Origin of the sequence: Allopseudospirillum japonicum, assembly GCF_900108915.1 — a bacterium.
Classification (GTDB): domain Bacteria; phylum Pseudomonadota; class Gammaproteobacteria; order Pseudomonadales; family Halomonadaceae; genus Pseudospirillum; species Pseudospirillum japonicum.
In genome coordinates this window covers 95281-110864 of sequence record NZ_FNYH01000010.1, presented here as the reverse complement: position 1 = coordinate 110864, position 15584 = coordinate 95281, and the positions used below count along the sequence as shown (strand labels likewise).

At 47.0% G+C, this 15584-nt stretch carries 15 protein-coding genes; 2 read left to right on the top strand and 13 right to left on the bottom strand.

All coding sequences use genetic code 11. The features are described 5' to 3' along the window. The first annotated feature begins 6 nt into the window (after window positions 1-6). Window positions 7-726 carry an SIR2 family NAD-dependent protein deacylase gene (locus BMX05_RS10005; protein ID WP_093311183.1) on the top strand — a complete coding sequence of 240 codons (720 nt, stop codon included), beginning with the start codon at window positions 7-9 and terminating at the stop codon, window positions 724-726. Window positions 727-771: 45 nt separating this feature from the next. Here BMX05_RS10005 and scpB read toward each other — a convergent pair whose 3' ends face one another. The 13 genes from scpB to argH all read right to left on the bottom strand — a co-directional run bounded on the left by scpB (window position 772) and on the right by argH (window position 12393). Then, on the bottom strand, window positions 772-1449 hold the full coding sequence (gene scpB, locus BMX05_RS10000; protein WP_093311180.1) for an SMC-Scp complex subunit ScpB: 678 nt from the start codon (window positions 1447-1449) through the stop codon (window positions 772-774). A 5-nt stretch (window positions 1450-1454) separates the two neighbouring features. After that, on the bottom strand, window positions 1455-2261 hold the full coding sequence (locus BMX05_RS09995; protein WP_093311178.1) for a segregation and condensation protein A: 807 nt from the start codon (window positions 2259-2261) through the stop codon (window positions 1455-1457). Window positions 2262-2264: 3 nt separating this feature from the next. Continuing rightward, window positions 2265-2891 carry an L-threonylcarbamoyladenylate synthase gene (locus BMX05_RS09990; protein WP_093311175.1) on the bottom strand — a complete coding sequence of 209 codons (627 nt, stop codon included), beginning with the start codon at window positions 2889-2891 and terminating at the stop codon, window positions 2265-2267. A 799-nt stretch (window positions 2892-3690) separates the two neighbouring features. Beyond that, entirely contained in the window at window positions 3691-4617 is a 927-nt protein-coding gene (hemF, locus tag BMX05_RS09985; RefSeq protein WP_093311173.1) for an oxygen-dependent coproporphyrinogen oxidase, read from the bottom strand. A gap of 47 nt (window positions 4618-4664) precedes the next feature. Beyond that, the gene (locus BMX05_RS09980) at window positions 4665-5216 is read right to left on the bottom strand and encodes an L-threonylcarbamoyladenylate synthase type 1 TsaC (RefSeq protein WP_093311170.1); all 552 of its coding nucleotides are present in this window, start codon (window positions 5214-5216) and stop codon (window positions 4665-4667) included. A 12-nt stretch (window positions 5217-5228) separates the two neighbouring features. Next, window positions 5229-5735, bottom strand: coding sequence for a 5-(carboxyamino)imidazole ribonucleotide mutase (gene purE / locus BMX05_RS09975; protein ID WP_093311168.1), 507 nt, complete (start codon window positions 5733-5735; stop codon window positions 5229-5231). Between the two features lie 51 nt (window positions 5736-5786). Then, window positions 5787-7118, bottom strand: a complete 1332-nt coding sequence (gene dprA / locus BMX05_RS09970) for a DNA-processing protein DprA (protein WP_093311165.1) — start codon at window positions 7116-7118, stop codon at window positions 5787-5789. A gap of 22 nt (window positions 7119-7140) precedes the next feature. After that, on the bottom strand, window positions 7141-7857 hold the full coding sequence (locus BMX05_RS09965) for an HAD family hydrolase (RefSeq protein WP_093311158.1): 717 nt from the start codon (window positions 7855-7857) through the stop codon (window positions 7141-7143). After that, the gene (locus BMX05_RS09960) at window positions 7842-8681 is read right to left on the bottom strand and encodes a DUF484 family protein (protein ID WP_093311154.1); all 840 of its coding nucleotides are present in this window, start codon (window positions 8679-8681) and stop codon (window positions 7842-7844) included. The genes BMX05_RS09965 and BMX05_RS09960 overlap by 16 nt, the downstream gene beginning before the upstream one ends. Next, on the bottom strand, window positions 8678-9511 hold the full coding sequence (gene dapF / locus BMX05_RS09955) for a diaminopimelate epimerase (protein WP_093311151.1): 834 nt from the start codon (window positions 9509-9511) through the stop codon (window positions 8678-8680). The genes BMX05_RS09960 and dapF overlap by 4 nt, the downstream gene beginning before the upstream one ends. Window positions 9512-9546: 35 nt before the next feature. Beyond that, complete coding sequence (lysA, locus tag BMX05_RS09950) at window positions 9547-10806, bottom strand: diaminopimelate decarboxylase (protein ID WP_093311146.1); 1260 nt, start codon at window positions 10804-10806, stop codon at window positions 9547-9549. A 23-nt stretch (window positions 10807-10829) separates the two neighbouring features. Further along, entirely contained in the window at window positions 10830-10994 is a 165-nt protein-coding gene (gene lptM / locus BMX05_RS12510; protein ID WP_177166872.1) for an LPS translocon maturation chaperone LptM, read from the bottom strand. A 4-nt stretch (window positions 10995-10998) separates the two neighbouring features. Continuing rightward, window positions 10999-12393, bottom strand: coding sequence for an argininosuccinate lyase (gene argH / locus BMX05_RS09945; protein ID WP_093311143.1), 1395 nt, complete (start codon window positions 12391-12393; stop codon window positions 10999-11001). A 179-nt stretch (window positions 12394-12572) separates the two neighbouring features. Between argH and BMX05_RS09940 the strand changes: the two genes are divergently transcribed. Beyond that, complete coding sequence (locus BMX05_RS09940; RefSeq protein ID WP_093311139.1) at window positions 12573-15401, top strand: LuxR C-terminal-related transcriptional regulator; 2829 nt, start codon at window positions 12573-12575, stop codon at window positions 15399-15401. Window positions 15402-15584 lie beyond the last annotated feature (183 nt).

Sequence of the window (15584 nt, the reverse complement as noted above, 5' to 3'; positions counted from 1 at the left end):
TTACCCATGACCAAATCTCCTCATATTCTTGTTTTAAGCGGCGCTGGGATAAGCGCAGAAAGTGGGTTGGCCACCTTTAGAGACCAAGGCGGCCTATGGGAGCAGTATCCACTAGAAGAAGTCGCTACTTATACCGCTTGGCAACAGCATCCAGAACGTGTACTTGAGTTTTATAACTTACGTCGTCGTCAGGCTGCACAGGCACAACCTAACGCAGCGCATTTTGCCTTGGCGCAACTGGAAAAGCACTTTCATGTACGTATCGTGACGCAAAATGTCGATAATCTGCACGAACGTGCTGGTTCTCAGTGTATTTTGCATTTACATGGTGAACTCGATAAAGCGCGCTCTAGCTTAGATTCGCGCTTGATCTATCCTTTGTATGGGCGAGATATTCATCCGGGGGATTTGTGCGATAAAGGCAGCCAATTGCGTCCACATATTGTCTGGTTTGAAGAAGCCGTTCCCCTTTATCCACAAGCCTATGAGTGGGTAGCAGCAGCGGATTATGTGCTGATTATTGGCACCTCCTTAGAAGTACAGCCGGCGGCGAGCTTAATTCATGCGGTGCGTGCACAAGTGCCTTGTATTCGCATTGATCCAGATCCGCAAGCAATTCCCGGTGTGTATAATCTGGTGGCGACAGCCACGCAAGGCGTTCCTCAGCTCGTGGATTATTGGTGTACGCATGGACTGGGTTTGCCTGATTTTATTCAACCATCATAAGAGAGATTCCTTCCTCTTCTTAGACCAGGGTTGATACGAGTTTTGCTAATGGCGTGTGGCCGTTTCCTCTTCTTCCGAGATGGCCAATCTGGCTTGTAATCTTTGATACAAGTCTGCGAAAGAAAGGTTTTCTTGTTGCTGGGTTTGCTGGCTCCATTGTTGATCTAGTTCATCTAGCGAGCGGATCTCATCCAAAGCAGGTAATTCTTCTAAGCTTTGCAGGTTAAAGTCATCCAGAAACTGGCGTGTTGTGGCATACAGGTTGGGACGGCCTGGTGTGTCTCTTTGCCCAATGATACGAATCCAACCGCGTTCTTCTAAGGTATGAATAATCTGGCTACTGACACTAACGCCACGCACCTGCTCAATATCCGTCCGCGTAAGCGGTTGACGATAGGCAATTAAAGCAAGAGTTTCCAGTAAGGCACGTGAGTAGCGAGGCGGTCTTGTCTGTGCCATACGTTGCAACCAAGGGCTATATTCTGCTTTCAGCTGTAAGCGATAACCGCTGGCCACCTTTTGTAGGCGAAAGGGGCGCTGTGCTTCTAAAGCAGCAAGCTCTTGGAGCGCCGCTTGCACTTGGGAGCGGGTAAATAAGGGAAAAGGTGTCTCTTCGGAGGTTTCTTTAGGGGCTACCAAGGCGTTTAGCTCTTGTAAAGATAAAGGCTCAGCGGTAGCTAACAATAAGGCTTCTAGGAGATTGACAAGAGAGATTTGAGACATAGGGATTAGATCGCGCGAATAAGAAGATCAGGGTGTGGTGTATCCACGACCTCAAGTAGAAGGTGCGCATTTTTGCATAATTCTAATAAGGCAAGGAAAGTCACCACAATCCCCATGCGACCTTCTTGTTTGATCACATAGGCGGATAAGTAAAACTCTGGTGTATGTTGCAGGTAAGCCACTAGCTGTTGAATACGTTGATAAGTGGATAAAGTGTCCATTTGCACATGATGATGTGCATGTAAGTCCAAGCGTTTGAGCACTTGTGCGAAAGCTAGCAAAATATCTGGTAAATCGACTTGTGGAGGCGGCAACTGAGTAGGTATTTCTGGCCATGCAGCTTGTGCATTAAAAGTATCCCGCTGCACACGCGGTAGGGCATCGAGTGTTTCGGCAGCTTGTTTTACTTGTTGGTAGGCTTGCAACCGCCGAATCAAGTCTGCACTTGGGTCATTTTCCTCTTCCTGCAAGGCGTCTTCTGTGCTGGGAAGACGCGGCAACAAAGAATGAGATTTGATCTCAGTTAATAAAGCCGCCATGAGCAGATATTCCGCTGCAAGTTCAAGACGCAACTCGCGCATCAGATCGACATACTCCATATATTGGCGCGTAACTAAAGCAACATTGACTTGCAAAATGTCTAGGTTATGACGACGGATCAGGTACAAAAGCAAATCAAGCGGGCCTTCAAAAGCTTCGAGAAAAACCCGTAATGCCTCAGGTGGAATATATAAATCTTCCGGTATGGCGGTGAGTTTCTGTGCGCCAACGCGTGCGATCCAATCCGTGGGTAAGTGGGGTGACTCTGACATGGATTATTGATCTGCAAAGGGGCTAGGATCACCACGGCCTACACGCAGGATTTGTGCAGGAAGGTCACGCAAATCAACAACCGTTGTCGTTTCTAAGCTACAAGCCCCACCATCAATAATGAGGTCTAACTCATGCCCGATGCGCTCGCGAATATCCTCGGCTTCAGTTTGTGGCAAGGCTTCTTCTGGCAAGATGAGAGTGACACTCATAATAGGTGCGCCAAGTTCAGCAATCAGATCACGTGCAATTTGATTTTCAGGTACACGCAAGCCAATAGAGCGACGCTTTGGATGAAGTAAGAGGCGAGGGACTTCAGAGGTTGCTGGCAAAATAAAGGTGTAAGGCCCTGGGGTGTGTGCTTTGAGTAAACGAAAGCGTGCATTATCTACTTTGGCATATAAGCCAAGCTGGGATAAATCCGCACACATGAGGGTAAAATTATGATGTTGATCTAGGCGACGAATGCGTTTAATGGTTTCAACCGCGCGTTTTTCTGCTAATCCGCAACCTAGCGCATAGCCTGAATCCGTAGGATAAGCGATCACGCCGCCACGACGAATGATTTCGACAGCTTGGCAAATCAAACGTTTTTGTGGATTATCCGGATGAATATGAAAAAATTGGCTCATGGTCAGCTCCGTGCATTTAGCACTTAAGGGTCGGAAGCTTATGATAGCAAAAAACAAAAAAGGAAGCGCATAGCGCTTCCTTCCGATTTATGTATTGCATCAAATATGCTCAAAGAGCAAAGATTTAACGGTTCAGTGTTTCTTGAGTTAAGTCAAACTTAACCTAGAAGACACTTTGAACTGCAATTTGCACAACTTCCCGAATACGCTACTGTGCTTTGTGTGTCTATCTGGCCCTTTGCCGCCTGTTATTATTTTTGTAAAGATATACGCACTTAGCTTTCGTATTCAGTGCACCCTCTGTCTGACAACCTACTCCGATAAACTCGGATATTACGACTTCCCATATTGTTATTGTTATCGGGAAGTTGTTTTGCTAGTGGCTTGTTATTGTTATTACCCTGCGCAAAACACTTGCCACACAAGACCGGTTTTCGAGCCAGCCTATTATTGTTATTTTATGGCTATTGACTCTAGTGCGAGAGCTTCTTTTTTTGTTTTTATTGTGAAGCCTGCACCTTGATGTTCACCATGGATCCAGTTGTTATTTTTATTAGATTTGGATCTTGGTTAACAGCGCAACACTTTGTTGTTTTTGTTCGTGTGTTTCACTGTTTTCCGGTATTCTTATTTTTCTTACACTATACTATGCAGGTCATGTGCCAAAAAAATAATTTTCTTTTTAAATCAGTAAGATATTTTTTTTGTTTGCGCTTAATCTAGGCAAGCATGGCAAGGTGTTACCCAAAAGTGACTTATAAGTCGCGCTAAGTGTGTCTAAGGGTAACACCTAAGGGAACTAAGAGAGTTTTTTAAGATAGCGATAAATTTGTGCTTCTTCGCTGTCGGCTTCTGGATGCCAATTGTAGTGCCATTCGACTTGGGGAGGTAAGGACATCAAAATAGACTCTGTACGCCCACCACTCTGTAAACCGAATAAGGTCCCTCTGTCATACACCAGATTAAATTCGACATAACGTCCACGACGGTACGCTTGGAATTTGCGTTGACGTTCACCGTAATCATGTGCCCGCCGCCGTTCAACAATCGGAGCGTATGCTGGTAAATAACTATCACCAACGGCACGCATGAAGGCAAAACTTTGTGCAAATCCTAGATCATTTAAATCATCGAAGAAAAGGCCGCCTACACCCCGTGCTTCCTGACGATGTGGTAAGTAAAAGTAACGATCACACCAATCACGGTAAGCTTGGTAGCGTGTTTCACCAAAGGGCATACAAGCGTTTTGTGCCGTTTGATGCCAGTGTTCAATATCTTCTACAAAAGGATAATAAGGCGTTAAGTCATAGCCGCCACCAAACCACCAAACAGGTTCAGCGTCTGCTTTGGAAGCAATAAAAAAACGTACATTAGCATGTGAGGTGGGGATATAAGGGTTTTGCGGGTGCATCACCAAAGAAACCCCCATTGCTTCGAAGCGGCGACCTGCAAGTTCAGGACGTACTGCCGTGGCAGAAGCAGGTAAAGCATCACCGGTCACGTGTGAAAAATTGACACCGCCTTTTTCAAAAACACCACCGTCTTGGATCACACGCGAGCGTCCCTCGCCACCTTGAGGACGTGTCCAAGCATCTGTCATAAAATCTGCCTTGCCGTCCAAATCTGCTAAGGCTTGACATAAATTGTCTTGCAGTTCGAGTAAGTAAGTTTTGACGGCCTGAATATCAACAGAATCTTGCGACGTGTTGGGGGGAATTTGTGACATAGGAAAGGCACCTCAGGTTGATTAAACAAGAGGCGCAGTGTAGCAGATCAGGCACGTAAGATGCGTCCACTGACCAGATCAAGGATGCGGCTAGCTTGTTGAGCTTGCCCCAAATCCCCTGCCAAAATAGGCACTTGCTCGCCAAAGTAAGCATAAACTTCTTGGACACTTAACGCGGCTGCTAGGCCTGCAGGGTTGGCAGAAGTGGAGACTAAAGGACCGCACAATTGACAAAGTGCTTGCACTTGTGGATGTTGGCTCAAGCGGATGGCAAGGCTGGCATGGCCACCACGTATGCTTGCTGGGGCGCGATGTTCTGGGTCTGGAATCACCCAAGTGGTTGGGCGTGGTTGAGGGGCTTGCAATCTCTGTTTTTGCGCGGCAGAAAGTGCATATAACCAAGGGGAAAGCTGATCCAGATGCGCAGCAACGAGAATTAAACCCTTGGCTGCTTCGCGTTGTTTGATCGCTAAAATTTGCTCGACAGCGCAGGTGCATAAAGGATCACAACCTAAACCCCAGACCCCTTCCGTGGGGTAAGCGAGGATTTGCCCATTCGCAATCAAAGCCTGTGCTTGTGCAAGATTCAGCAAATTCAAGCTAGTGTCCTTTTATGCTTGTTGGAGTTGCTGTTGGAGTTGCGCATCTTTGGCAATCACAGCTTCAGCATTTGCTTGGCGCTCAGCCTTGAGTTTAGCGAATAAAGCGTCATCACTGGTGGCGATAATTTGTGCCGCTAAATAAGCAGCGTTTTTTGCGCCTGCCTTACCAATCGCAACCGTTGCTACAGGAATACCGCCGGGCATTTGCACCGTGGATAAGAGTGCGTCTAAACCATCAAGAGAAGAATTAATAGGTACCCCAATCACAGGACGCAAGGTGTTGGCTGAGACAGCACCTGCAAGGTGTGCGGCCATACCAGCGGCACAGATAAAAGCTGCACAGCCACGTGCTTCGGCATCTTTAACATAGGTATGCGTTTGCTCAGGGGTGCGGTGGGCTGAGCTAATTTTGGCTTCAAAAGGTACACCCAAGGCCTTGAGCACATCAAAGGCAGCTTGCATCACTGGTAAATCAGAATCTGAACCCATCAAAATAGCAACGAAAGGGGTACTCATAGCGGATTAATCTCCCATTAAAGTGAATACACAACAGCAAGAAATCAAAAATTAACGACAGCGTATGTAGCCGCCAGGTACATGCTGTACCCAGCCCTCAAGCTCTAACAAGAGTAGGTGTTCTTGCAGCTGAGTGACTGGCCACTGAGTCCGTTCCACCAAAAGGTCTAAAGGCTGGGGGGCACTACCTAGATAGCCAAGTAAAGCAGAAAGTTCCTCAGAAGGGGGATCTTTTTGCCGCGCGTGGCTTTCTGGTGGGGCCTCTAGTTTAGCGGACTTTTGTGCCGTAACGGACGTACCTAAACTGGCTGTAGTCTGATCTAGGGGGGAATTGTGCAATGGCCTTGCCGTGCTTGCAAGTGTCGCTTGCGGATTGAGGAGCCACTCACGTTGGAGACTGGATTGTAACGCTTGGATAATATCTGCTGCGGTTTCGACCAAGGTGGCACCGTCACGAATCAACTGATGGCAACCACGACTATGCACATTATGAATAGAACCTGGGATAGCAAACACTTCGCGGTTTTGCTCAAGTGCCATACGTGCACTGATTAAAGAGCCGCTGCGAGGTGCTGCTTCTACCACCAAAGTCCCTAAAGATAAGCCACTAATAATACGATTACGACGCGGGAAATGTTTTGCTAATGGTGGCGTTTTTAAGGGCCATTCACTGATCAAAGCACCTTGGCGCGCAATCTGCTGGGCAAGCTTTTGATGCACGCTTGGATAAATTTTGTCTAAGCCGCAAGCTAATACCGCAAGCGTGTAGCCTGACGCTTGCAAAGCCCCTTGGTGTGCAGCTGCATCAATGCCCAAGGCTAACCCACTGGTAATCGTAAAACCACCTTCAGCCATATAACGCGCAAATGCAAAGGCATTGCGTTCGCCTTCAGCCGTTGGGTTGCGGGAGCCGACCATCGCTAGCTGGGGTAAATGCAAATAAGACACTTGCCCTTGTACAAAAAGAACAGGAGGCGGGTCGCTAATTTCTAGTAATAAACTTGGGTAATCCTGGCTTTGCGGGGTGAGAATACTTCTAGGTATCTCGCGAGAAGCTTGTGCTAACCATTGCAGATGGTGTTCGATTTGTGGTGCATAAGGGCTTGTACGCCAATCTTTCGCCGCCGCTTGTAGGGCTTGTTGATCTTGTGGACTAATACGCCCTTGGTAAGTAAAGTTTTGGGTTTGTGCGGCAATGGCCTGTAATGCCAAGTATGCATTACCAAATTGATGCAAAGCACGGATCAGGGTTCGGCTGCCAAGTTTGGGGGTTGCGAGTAAGCATAAGCTACTAATCCATTCGCGTTCCTCGTATGCGGCACGGGTTAACTGTGTCTCTGTGGACAGTTCAAATTGGGTTTGCCAGGACGCTTGTGTACACATCTGGGCTATCCTTGCCATTGATTTAGAAAAAGTTGCAAAGCTCGCTTAATTGCCTTAAATGCAGGCTTGGATGAAGGTGTGCGGGCTTTTGGTGTAAACCACGATCAATCCAACCGGTATGCCAACCCAAAACTTGTGCAGCTTGCACATCCTTATCAGGATCATCACCAATATACATCAGTTGCTGTGGCATAAGGCCAAGATGCGTTTGCGCACGTGTAAAAAGTGCAGGCTCTGGTTTGGGTGCACCAACATCGGCAGCACTGTAACTAAATTGAAAGTAGTGTGCTAAACCGATGTAATGCAAATCCGCATTGCCATTAGTCAGTACGCCTAAGAGATAGCGCGGATATAAATACTCTAAAGTGCTTAAAGTATCGGCAAAGAGAAAATCTTGTACTTGTTGACGTGCGTGCCAAAAGGCTTGAAAGGCCCCTTCTGCAAGTTGTTGCACCTTCTTTACGTGATAAGAAACATAAGGTGCAATCAGGTGAGCTAAGGCTGCGCGACGCAAGGCAGATAAATCCGCTTGTATGTGTTTCGGGGCCAAAGACTGTGCAAAGTGCAAGCGGGCAGCTTGCACTTGAGTATAAGAAATATCCCGCGTTAATGCAGGAAGATGCGCTTGTAAATAAGCATATTGTGCTTGTTCGGCAGCCGCAATCAGTGGTGGGTTATCCCACAAAGTATCGTCTAAATCAAAAACTAAGGCACGGATAGAGACTAGAGACTGACCCATAAATTATCATCCGTACTAATCCAACGCGGCAATAAACGACTGAGCAATTCACCTAAATATTCGGCAAATAAAGTCCCCATATCGGCTTGAAAATGATGCGTATCTTGGCTAGCTAAGACTAAAACACCTTGTGTACGTCCATGATGCAAGCGTACCAAAACAGCAGAGCCGCTTTCTTTTTGCCAAGCGGTCTGCAAACTAAGGAGTTGTTGCTGACTGGGATTTAAACTTAAGCAACGTGCATTTTGTTGCTTAAGTAAGGCCAAAATCGCCGCTTGTTGTTCTAAATCAGAAACCGCCACTAAAGGCAGGTGGCACTCTTCTAAAGGTGCAAATAACAGCAAACGACAAGCATCCAAGGTGAAGTGGCGTGCAAGCTGGGTTGTTAAAAGCTCTCCTAAAGTGCTCAGATCCTGGACACCCAACAGGGCTAAAGTGAGCTGGCGGGTGCGCTCAAAGAGTTTGTCATTATTGCGTGCATGAGCAATCAGATGTTGTAAACGTTCGTTGCTGACTTCCAGCTGTTCACGTAAATAACGGTTTTGATATTCCAATAAAGAAACCGCTTGTCCACTGCTTGGGTGTGGCAATTGCAGCTCTGCTAGTAAACGCTCACGACCAATAAAGAAATTTGGGTGCTGCTGCAAATACGCGGCGACTTTCGCAGCATTGCTAGCGGCGACATCTGCTTTGGGAAGGGGACGTGCTTTCAGCGGTGATACCCCTAGCTGATCGCTTCTTGTGTTGGTTGCTGTGGTCTTTTCTTGTGTGGATAAAGGTTCTTTTGTAGATAAAGAAACAAAAGGTGGCTGTTGTTGATTCATAGGAAAATTTGTCCTTCAAATACTCGTACTGCAGGTCCTGTCATGATTACGGGGTGTCCTTCCCCAGCCCATTGAATTTCCAGAGATCCACCAGGTAGGTGTACCCTGACTTGGCTATCTAATAAGCCGCGTACTTGTCCTGAAACCACGGCAGCGCAAGCACCTGTACCGCAAGCCAGTGTTTCTCCGACACCACGTTCAAAAACACGTAAACGAATCTCTTGCCGAGAGACACATTCCATAAAGCCAACATTGACCCCTTGAGGAAAACGCGCATGTTGTGTGAGTAAGGCACCCACTTGCGCAACAGGCGCATCGGCTACCGAATCTACACATAAAACAGCGTGTGGATTTCCCATAGAGACTACGCCAAGGGGGTAATTTTTTCCAGCTTCCTCCACAAGGTATTCCTTAGCAGGTGCCGGTGCCACAAAGGGAATCTCACTGGGTAACAACCGAGGGGCACCCATATCCACACTGACCAAGCCTTCACTGGTAAGTTGTAGGACAAGCGGGCCACCTTGGGTTTCTACATGGATTTGCTGCTTGTGGGTGAGTTTTTTATCCACCACAAAACGCGCGAAACACCGCGCACCATTACCGCAATTTTCAACCTCACTGCCATCGGCATTAAAAATACGATAGCGAAAATCCATGTCTGCGTGCTGAGGGGGTTCCACAATTAAGAGCTGATCGAAACCTATGCCAAAATGCCGATCGGCCAGTTTACGTATATCTTGGGTGCGTAATTTAGGCGCGCGCTGGGTAATGGCATCAATCACCATAAAATCATTCCCCAAACCGTGCATTTTGGTAAATTTCAATAGCATAGAAGTCCCCCTCAAAAGATGACATCAAGTCGGTATTATTCAGGTAACACCGACTCTCCGGCCATTTGTTGTTCATAGGTTTCGCGTGCACGCACTAAATAGGTTTTATGGCCATCGACCATCACCTCAGCAGCACGGTTACGTGTATTATAGTTAGAAGCCATCGCAAAACCGTAAGCACCTGCAGAACGTACCGCTAGCAAGTCGCCTTCTTGCAAGGCAAGGGCTCTTTGCTTGCCGATAAAATCTCCAGTCTCGCAAATTGGGCCTACAATATCATAGACTTGCGTGCTTGTACCTTCAGCAGGCATTTTTACCGGAATAATCGCCTGCCAGGCTTGATATAGCGCAGGGCGCAGCAAATCATTCATGGCCGCATCGACAATCGCAAAGTTTTTATCTGCGCCCATTTTTAAGTATTCTACTTGTGTGAGCAAAACCCCTGCGTTGGCGGCAATCGCACGTCCTGGTTCAAAAATCAGCGTATAAGGTAAGTCCTCTTTTTGTAAACGTGCAAGCAAGGCTTGGGCGTATTCTTGGGGCGCCGGCGGGGTTTCTTGATCGTAAGTCACGCCTAAGCCACCGCCTAAATCGAGATGCTCAATGTGGATACCGGCTTGTGCCAAGCGAGTTGCTAAGGCCAAGACAGGTTCAAGTGCATCCAAGAAAGGGGATAGCTGGGTCAATTGAGAGCCTATATGGCAGTCAATGCCTTTGATCTGCACATGAGATAGGCGAGCGGCTTGTTGATAGACGGCAAAAGCTTCCTCAATGGGAATACCAAACTTATTTTCTTTCAGTCCAGTAGAAATATAAGGATGGGTTTTGGCATCGACATTAGGGTTAACGCGCAAAGATACAGGCGCCTGTAGGCCCATATGTTCAGCAACTTGGTTAAGGCGTTCTAACTCTGGAATAGATTCCACATTAAAACATTTCACCCCAACTTCTAGCGCGCGGCGCATTTCACTGGCTTGTTTGCCAACGCCGGAAAAAACGATCCGTGCTGGATCACCACCTGCAGCTAAGACACGTTCTAGCTCACCACGAGAGACAATATCAAATCCAGCCCCTAAGCGTGCCAGTACATTTAAAACTGCAAGGTTGGAATTTGCTTTGACTGCATAGCAAATCAGATGAGGATGTGTGCCAAGTGCCTGTTGGAATGCTTTAAAATGGCGCTCTAACGTCGCTCGTGAATATACATAACAAGGGGTGCCAAATTGTTGGGCAAGTTGGGCTAAGGCGACATCTTCCGCATGCAAATGCCCATCTTGATAGGTAAAGTGATCCATAAAAGCCGCTCAATAATCGTTGATTAGGGGGTGGAGCGCTGAGGCGCTGATAAAGCGGTTGCCATGCCCGCAGTGGATGACAAGGACGCTGCTTGGGGAGCTTCCGGTCGTGTCAGCGCCCCTTTTTGGCCACATCCTGTCAGGGTGAACAAGAGCGTAAGTAAGCAGGTGAAAAGGGCGACAGGCATAGACTTAAGCTCCTAAACGCGCACGCGCTCTGTGGGCAGCGGCACGAACTTGGCTGGGGGCGGTACCGCCGATATGGTCTCGGGCTTGTACGGAACCTTCCAAGGTGAGCACATCGAACACATCCGCTTCAATACTGGCACAAAAGCCTTGCAGCTCTTGCAAGCTCATTTCGGCAAGATCTTTTTGGGTGGCGACTCCGTGAGCCACGGCTTTACCAACCACTTCATGTGCATCACGGAAAGGTAAACCTTGGCGCACCAAGTAGTCGGCTAGGTCAGTCGCGGTAGAGAAGCCACGGCGTGCCGCTTCACGCATTACCTCAGGTTTAGCCTGAATTGCTGGGATCATATCCGCAAAGGCTTTTAGACATCCCTTAGCAGTATCAATCACATCAAATAAAGGTTCTTTATCTTCTTGATTATCTTTGTTATACGCCAAAGGTTGAGATTTCATCAACATTAAAAGGCTGATCAGATGCCCGACAACACGCCCAGATTTGCCACGAACTAACTCGGGCACGTCTGGATTTTTCTTTTGCGGCATAATGGAAGAGCCCGTGCAGAAACGATCTGGGAGGTCTATAAAATTGAACTGGGCTGAGGTCCATAAAATTAATTCTTCACTCATACGGGATAAGTGAATCATCATCAAACTAGCCACACTGGAAAACTCTATTGCGAAGTCTCGATCGGAAACTGAATCCAAGGAGTTTTCTGTTGGACGCTCAAAACCTAACAATTGGGCGCTTAAATGACGATCAATCGGATAGGTCGTTCCTGCTAAAGCTGCGGCCCCTAAAGGACACACATTCACCCGCTTACGGCAATCTTGTAAACGCTCATAATCACGTTGCAGCATCTCATTCCAAGCGAGCAAGTGATGCCCTAAAGTCACTGGCTGTGCTGTTTGTAGGTGAGTAAAGCCTGGCATAATCGTATCTGCATAGGTCAGGGCTTGCTCAATCAAACCGGTTTGCAAGCGCACCAACTCGGCACTGATGACATCGATTTCATCACGTAAATACAAGCGGATGTCTGTGGCGACTTGATCATTACGTGAACGCCCTGTGTGCAGTTTTTTGCCTGTAATCCCAATGGCTTGGGTGAGCTGGGCTTCGATGTTCATGTGCACATCTTCCAACTTGACAGACCAAGGGAAATTCCCTGCTTCAATGCGGCTGCGGATCTCAGTCAAGCCTTGTTCAATAGCTTGATATTCATCCTCAGTGAGCACCTCGACTTGGGTTAGCATGCGTGCGTGGGCCAAAGAGCCTTGAATATCATGGAAATACAAACGCTTATCAAAGTCTACAGAAGCAGTAAAGCCCTCGACAAAAGTATCGGTTGGCTCAGTAAAACGTCCGCCCCAAGGTTTATCTGTACTTTGTTGCTCACTCATGCATTTTCAGCAAATGACCCCGCAGGAAATTTGCTGCCTCCCTTGATTGGTATTAGGTAAATTGGATAGGTTTAATGGATAGAAAAGATTTTACCTTGTTCGCGAACAAGTTTTAATGAAAAGCACGCAATTCTTTCTCAGCCTCAATTGACTTTGCATAGGATGGATCAAAACGCAAAATGCCTCTATTAAGCGCGAAATTTTTTATGCCGCCACCTGCAGCCAAAGCGCTTAAGCGTACTGCTTTATTAGACTTTTTGCAGCAGGCCCACAGTAAACCCTTGATTATTTTGCAAGCTGCTGCAGGTTTTGGCAAAACGACTTTATTGGCCCATTGGTTGAGTGAGCTAGGTACGCAAGAGTATGCCACTTGGTTGACCTTAGATCCTGCGGATGCGGATGTCGGGCGTTTTTTAACGTACTGGATTTACGCACTGCGCCGGCTCAGCCCTTACACGCAAGCAATAGGGCAACAGGCTTTAGAGGCTTTAGCCGCACGGCAAACCCACCAGCCCTTAGATTTGGAAAATATTCTTGCCAGTGTGTGTGATGAGTTAGCCTTGCCTGAAACCCAACTCACGTGCCTTGCAACAGAACCTCCGTTTGCCACGACGCCTTATCAAATCTCTAATGACACAAGACCACCGCCGCGCTATCTGGTGGTATTAGATGATGCTCAAGTGATCCAAGCCCCCGCATTGGCCGCATGTATTGAATTTTTGTTACAAGCTTTGCCGCCGAATGTCACTTTAATCTTGGCATCTCGTCTGCCTTTACCTTTGCCTTTAGGGCGACTGGCCGCGCGCCAAGCTGTGGCGATTTTGGACGAAAGTGCACTCGCTTTTACAGAAACAGAGATCCAACAACTGGCCCAAGCCCAAGCTGGGTGCGTGTATCGCTCGGAAATCCTAACAGAAATTGCCCAAAAAACGGCCGGTTGGCCAGCAGCGGTAGCCTTGCTTTTTCAAGCCCAAGCGCACATGCACGCACAAGATCAAACACAACCAATAAGCACAGATGAGGTGACTAGCGCTGAGTCGATCCGTCATCTATTGGCACACCCACCGGAAGTTTTAGTCGACTTTTTACTACAGGATATTTTTGCGCATTTACCTGAAGATTTGCAGCATTTTATCTGGTTATTAACGCATTTCGATTTATTTTGCGCAGATTTATTAGATGCTGTATGTCGTGCAAGCCACCCCCCATTACCTACTGGTAACGCCCAGCGTTTACAAGTACTCCAGCAGCAAGGTTTGTGGTTGGTCGCGCAAGATGCGCAAGGTCAATGGTTTAAATTGCATCCATTAAGTCAAGCACTGTTGACACACGCACAACCCGCTCCAACTCACTGGAGTCAAACACAGCTTTGTCAGTTTTACCAAGCCGCTAGCCGCTGGTATGCAAGTCAAGCGCATATGCGTGCGGCTTTAGAATATGCACTTGCGGCACAAGATACTCAAGGCGTTTTATACTGGGTCCAACAAGCTTATCCAAGTTATTTAGTCACGCAGGATTTAGCGCGTGTTCTCGCTTGGCGTCTAGAGTTACCTGAATCTATCTGGGAAACCGCGATCCATTTGCATATTTTGTATACTTGGGCATTGGCTTGTGCAGGACAGCTGGATATGAGTTATGCCCAAGTGCAAAAGCTGCTGGCCGATGCTGAGATAGCACCAGCGAATGCCGGCCAGCTTGGGGTGATTCAAGCGCAGATTGCGCAAGGTCGTGGTGATTTGGCAACTGCGAATCAGTTGGCATTAGAGGCTTACCATCGTCTTAATCCTCATCTTGCCGTGTGGCAATTTGCGGCCTTGTCTTTGCTGACGGAGAATTACACGCGCTTGAAACGTTTCAAAAGTGCTCGTGGCTATAATCGTGCCGCGCAAGCCTTGGCGCATAAAACACAGCAAGTTGAGTTAGAACAAAAAGCACTGGTTGATTATATTGCTTTAGAACTTGCGAAAGGTCACATGCAGGCGTTAGATGCGCCTTTAGCACAAGGGTTGGCACTGGCACAAGCTTATCCACAACAAGCGCGTCAAGCTAGTTATGGGCGTTTGCTGGTCTATCAAGCCTACCGCAAAGCGGGCCAAGGTCAGTTACAATCAGCATGTGTCGATTTAAATCAAGCCTTACCCTTATTGAAACGAACCCGAGATTTATTTAGTTTAGCTGCTTATTTATTATTGGCAGATATAGAAGTTTGTTATCAGCGTCCAGAACAAGCCTTTGTGCATTTATCACAGGCTGAACGTTTAATGCATATTTGGGATGTCCCTTCCATTTATTATTTAGCTTGGATCACAGTTAGCAAAGCACAGTTATGGATAGATGAGGGCAAATATGAACTAGCAGAAACTTGGTTATTACAAATTGAGTGTGCATTAACTGATAATACAGTGAAGCCACCAAATTATTTGGACGATTTAGATGAGCGTGTGCGTGCGTTAAGGTTAAGATTGGCTATCTTACAGCAAAAAAATCAGCAAGTGCATACGTTATTGGCACAATTAACACCGATGAAATCCGGTGTGCAGGGGTTAGCATCCCAGTTACAACAGGCTCTATTTTTATGGCAACAAGAAGATTTTACCTCAGCTTATGCACATCTAGATTTTTTATTAATACAAATGCAAACACAAATGCATTATTGGCCTTTGTTAAATGCAGAGCCGCAACTCGTGCGTATGTTGGAGGAGTATCCCAAAAAACGCCCCGCTTATACTTGGCTACAACAACAAGCTTGGTTATTAGAGAAATGGCAGCATAAAAAGCCTACCCAGACACCTAAACCTTCTGTTGCTAAAGTAGAGCCGTTAAGCCAGCGTGAGGCGAAGGTCCTAGCCTTGGCTGCTCAAGGATTATCTAACCAAGCGATTGCAGAACGTTTATTTATTTCTTTACATACAGTGAAAACCCATATGCGTCATATTTTACGCAAATTAGATGCACGTTCACGGATGCAAGCTGTACAAAAAGCAAGAGTTTTGGGGTGGTTTCAATAATAAATTAACGATACAGGCTCTTGGTTTAAGATGACCTCAACGTTCTCAAAAATGAACCATCTCAAAAACTCAGCTTGCATTCACTAGCCTTGGATCTTTGGATACGAAAGGCGGCAAGATTCGTTTCTATTGGCACGCTCGTCTCTGGTCACCTTTTAGGGAGAGTGTTAGACTAGATGCCCC

What these genes read in the sequence shown, in the direction of transcription:
- BMX05_RS10005 (WP_093311183.1), top strand. Translation starts at nt 7, where the DNA reads ATGACCAAATCTCCTCATATTCTTGTTTTAAGCGGCGCTGGGATAAGC.
- scpB (WP_093311180.1), bottom strand. Translation starts at nt 1,449, where the DNA reads ATGTCTCAAATCTCTCTTGTCAATCTCCTAGAAGCCTTATTGTTAGCT.
- BMX05_RS09995 (WP_093311178.1), bottom strand. Translation starts at nt 2,261, where the DNA reads ATGTCAGAGTCACCCCACTTACCCACGGATTGGATCGCACGCGTTGGC.
- BMX05_RS09990 (WP_093311175.1), bottom strand. Translation starts at nt 2,891, where the DNA reads ATGAGCCAATTTTTTCATATTCATCCGGATAATCCACAAAAACGTTTG.
- hemF (WP_093311173.1), bottom strand. Translation starts at nt 4,617, where the DNA reads ATGTCACAAATTCCCCCCAACACGTCGCAAGATTCTGTTGATATTCAG.
- purE (WP_093311168.1), bottom strand. Translation starts at nt 5,735, where the DNA reads ATGAGTACCCCTTTCGTTGCTATTTTGATGGGTTCAGATTCTGATTTA.
- dprA (WP_093311165.1), bottom strand. Translation starts at nt 7,118, where the DNA reads ATGTGTACACAAGCGTCCTGGCAAACCCAATTTGAACTGTCCACAGAG.
- BMX05_RS09965 (WP_093311158.1), bottom strand. Translation starts at nt 7,857, where the DNA reads ATGGGTCAGTCTCTAGTCTCTATCCGTGCCTTAGTTTTTGATTTAGAC.
- BMX05_RS09960 (WP_093311154.1), bottom strand. Translation starts at nt 8,681, where the DNA reads ATGAATCAACAACAGCCACCTTTTGTTTCTTTATCTACAAAAGAACCT.
- dapF (WP_093311151.1), bottom strand. Translation starts at nt 9,511, where the DNA reads ATGCTATTGAAATTTACCAAAATGCACGGTTTGGGGAATGATTTTATG.
- lysA (WP_093311146.1), bottom strand. Translation starts at nt 10,806, where the DNA reads ATGGATCACTTTACCTATCAAGATGGGCATTTGCATGCGGAAGATGTC.
- lptM (WP_177166872.1), bottom strand. Translation starts at nt 10,994, where the DNA reads ATGCCTGTCGCCCTTTTCACCTGCTTACTTACGCTCTTGTTCACCCTG.
- argH (WP_093311143.1), bottom strand. Translation starts at nt 12,393, where the DNA reads ATGAGTGAGCAACAAAGTACAGATAAACCTTGGGGCGGACGTTTTACT.
- BMX05_RS09940 (WP_093311139.1), top strand. Translation starts at nt 12,573, where the DNA reads ATGCCTCTATTAAGCGCGAAATTTTTTATGCCGCCACCTGCAGCCAAA.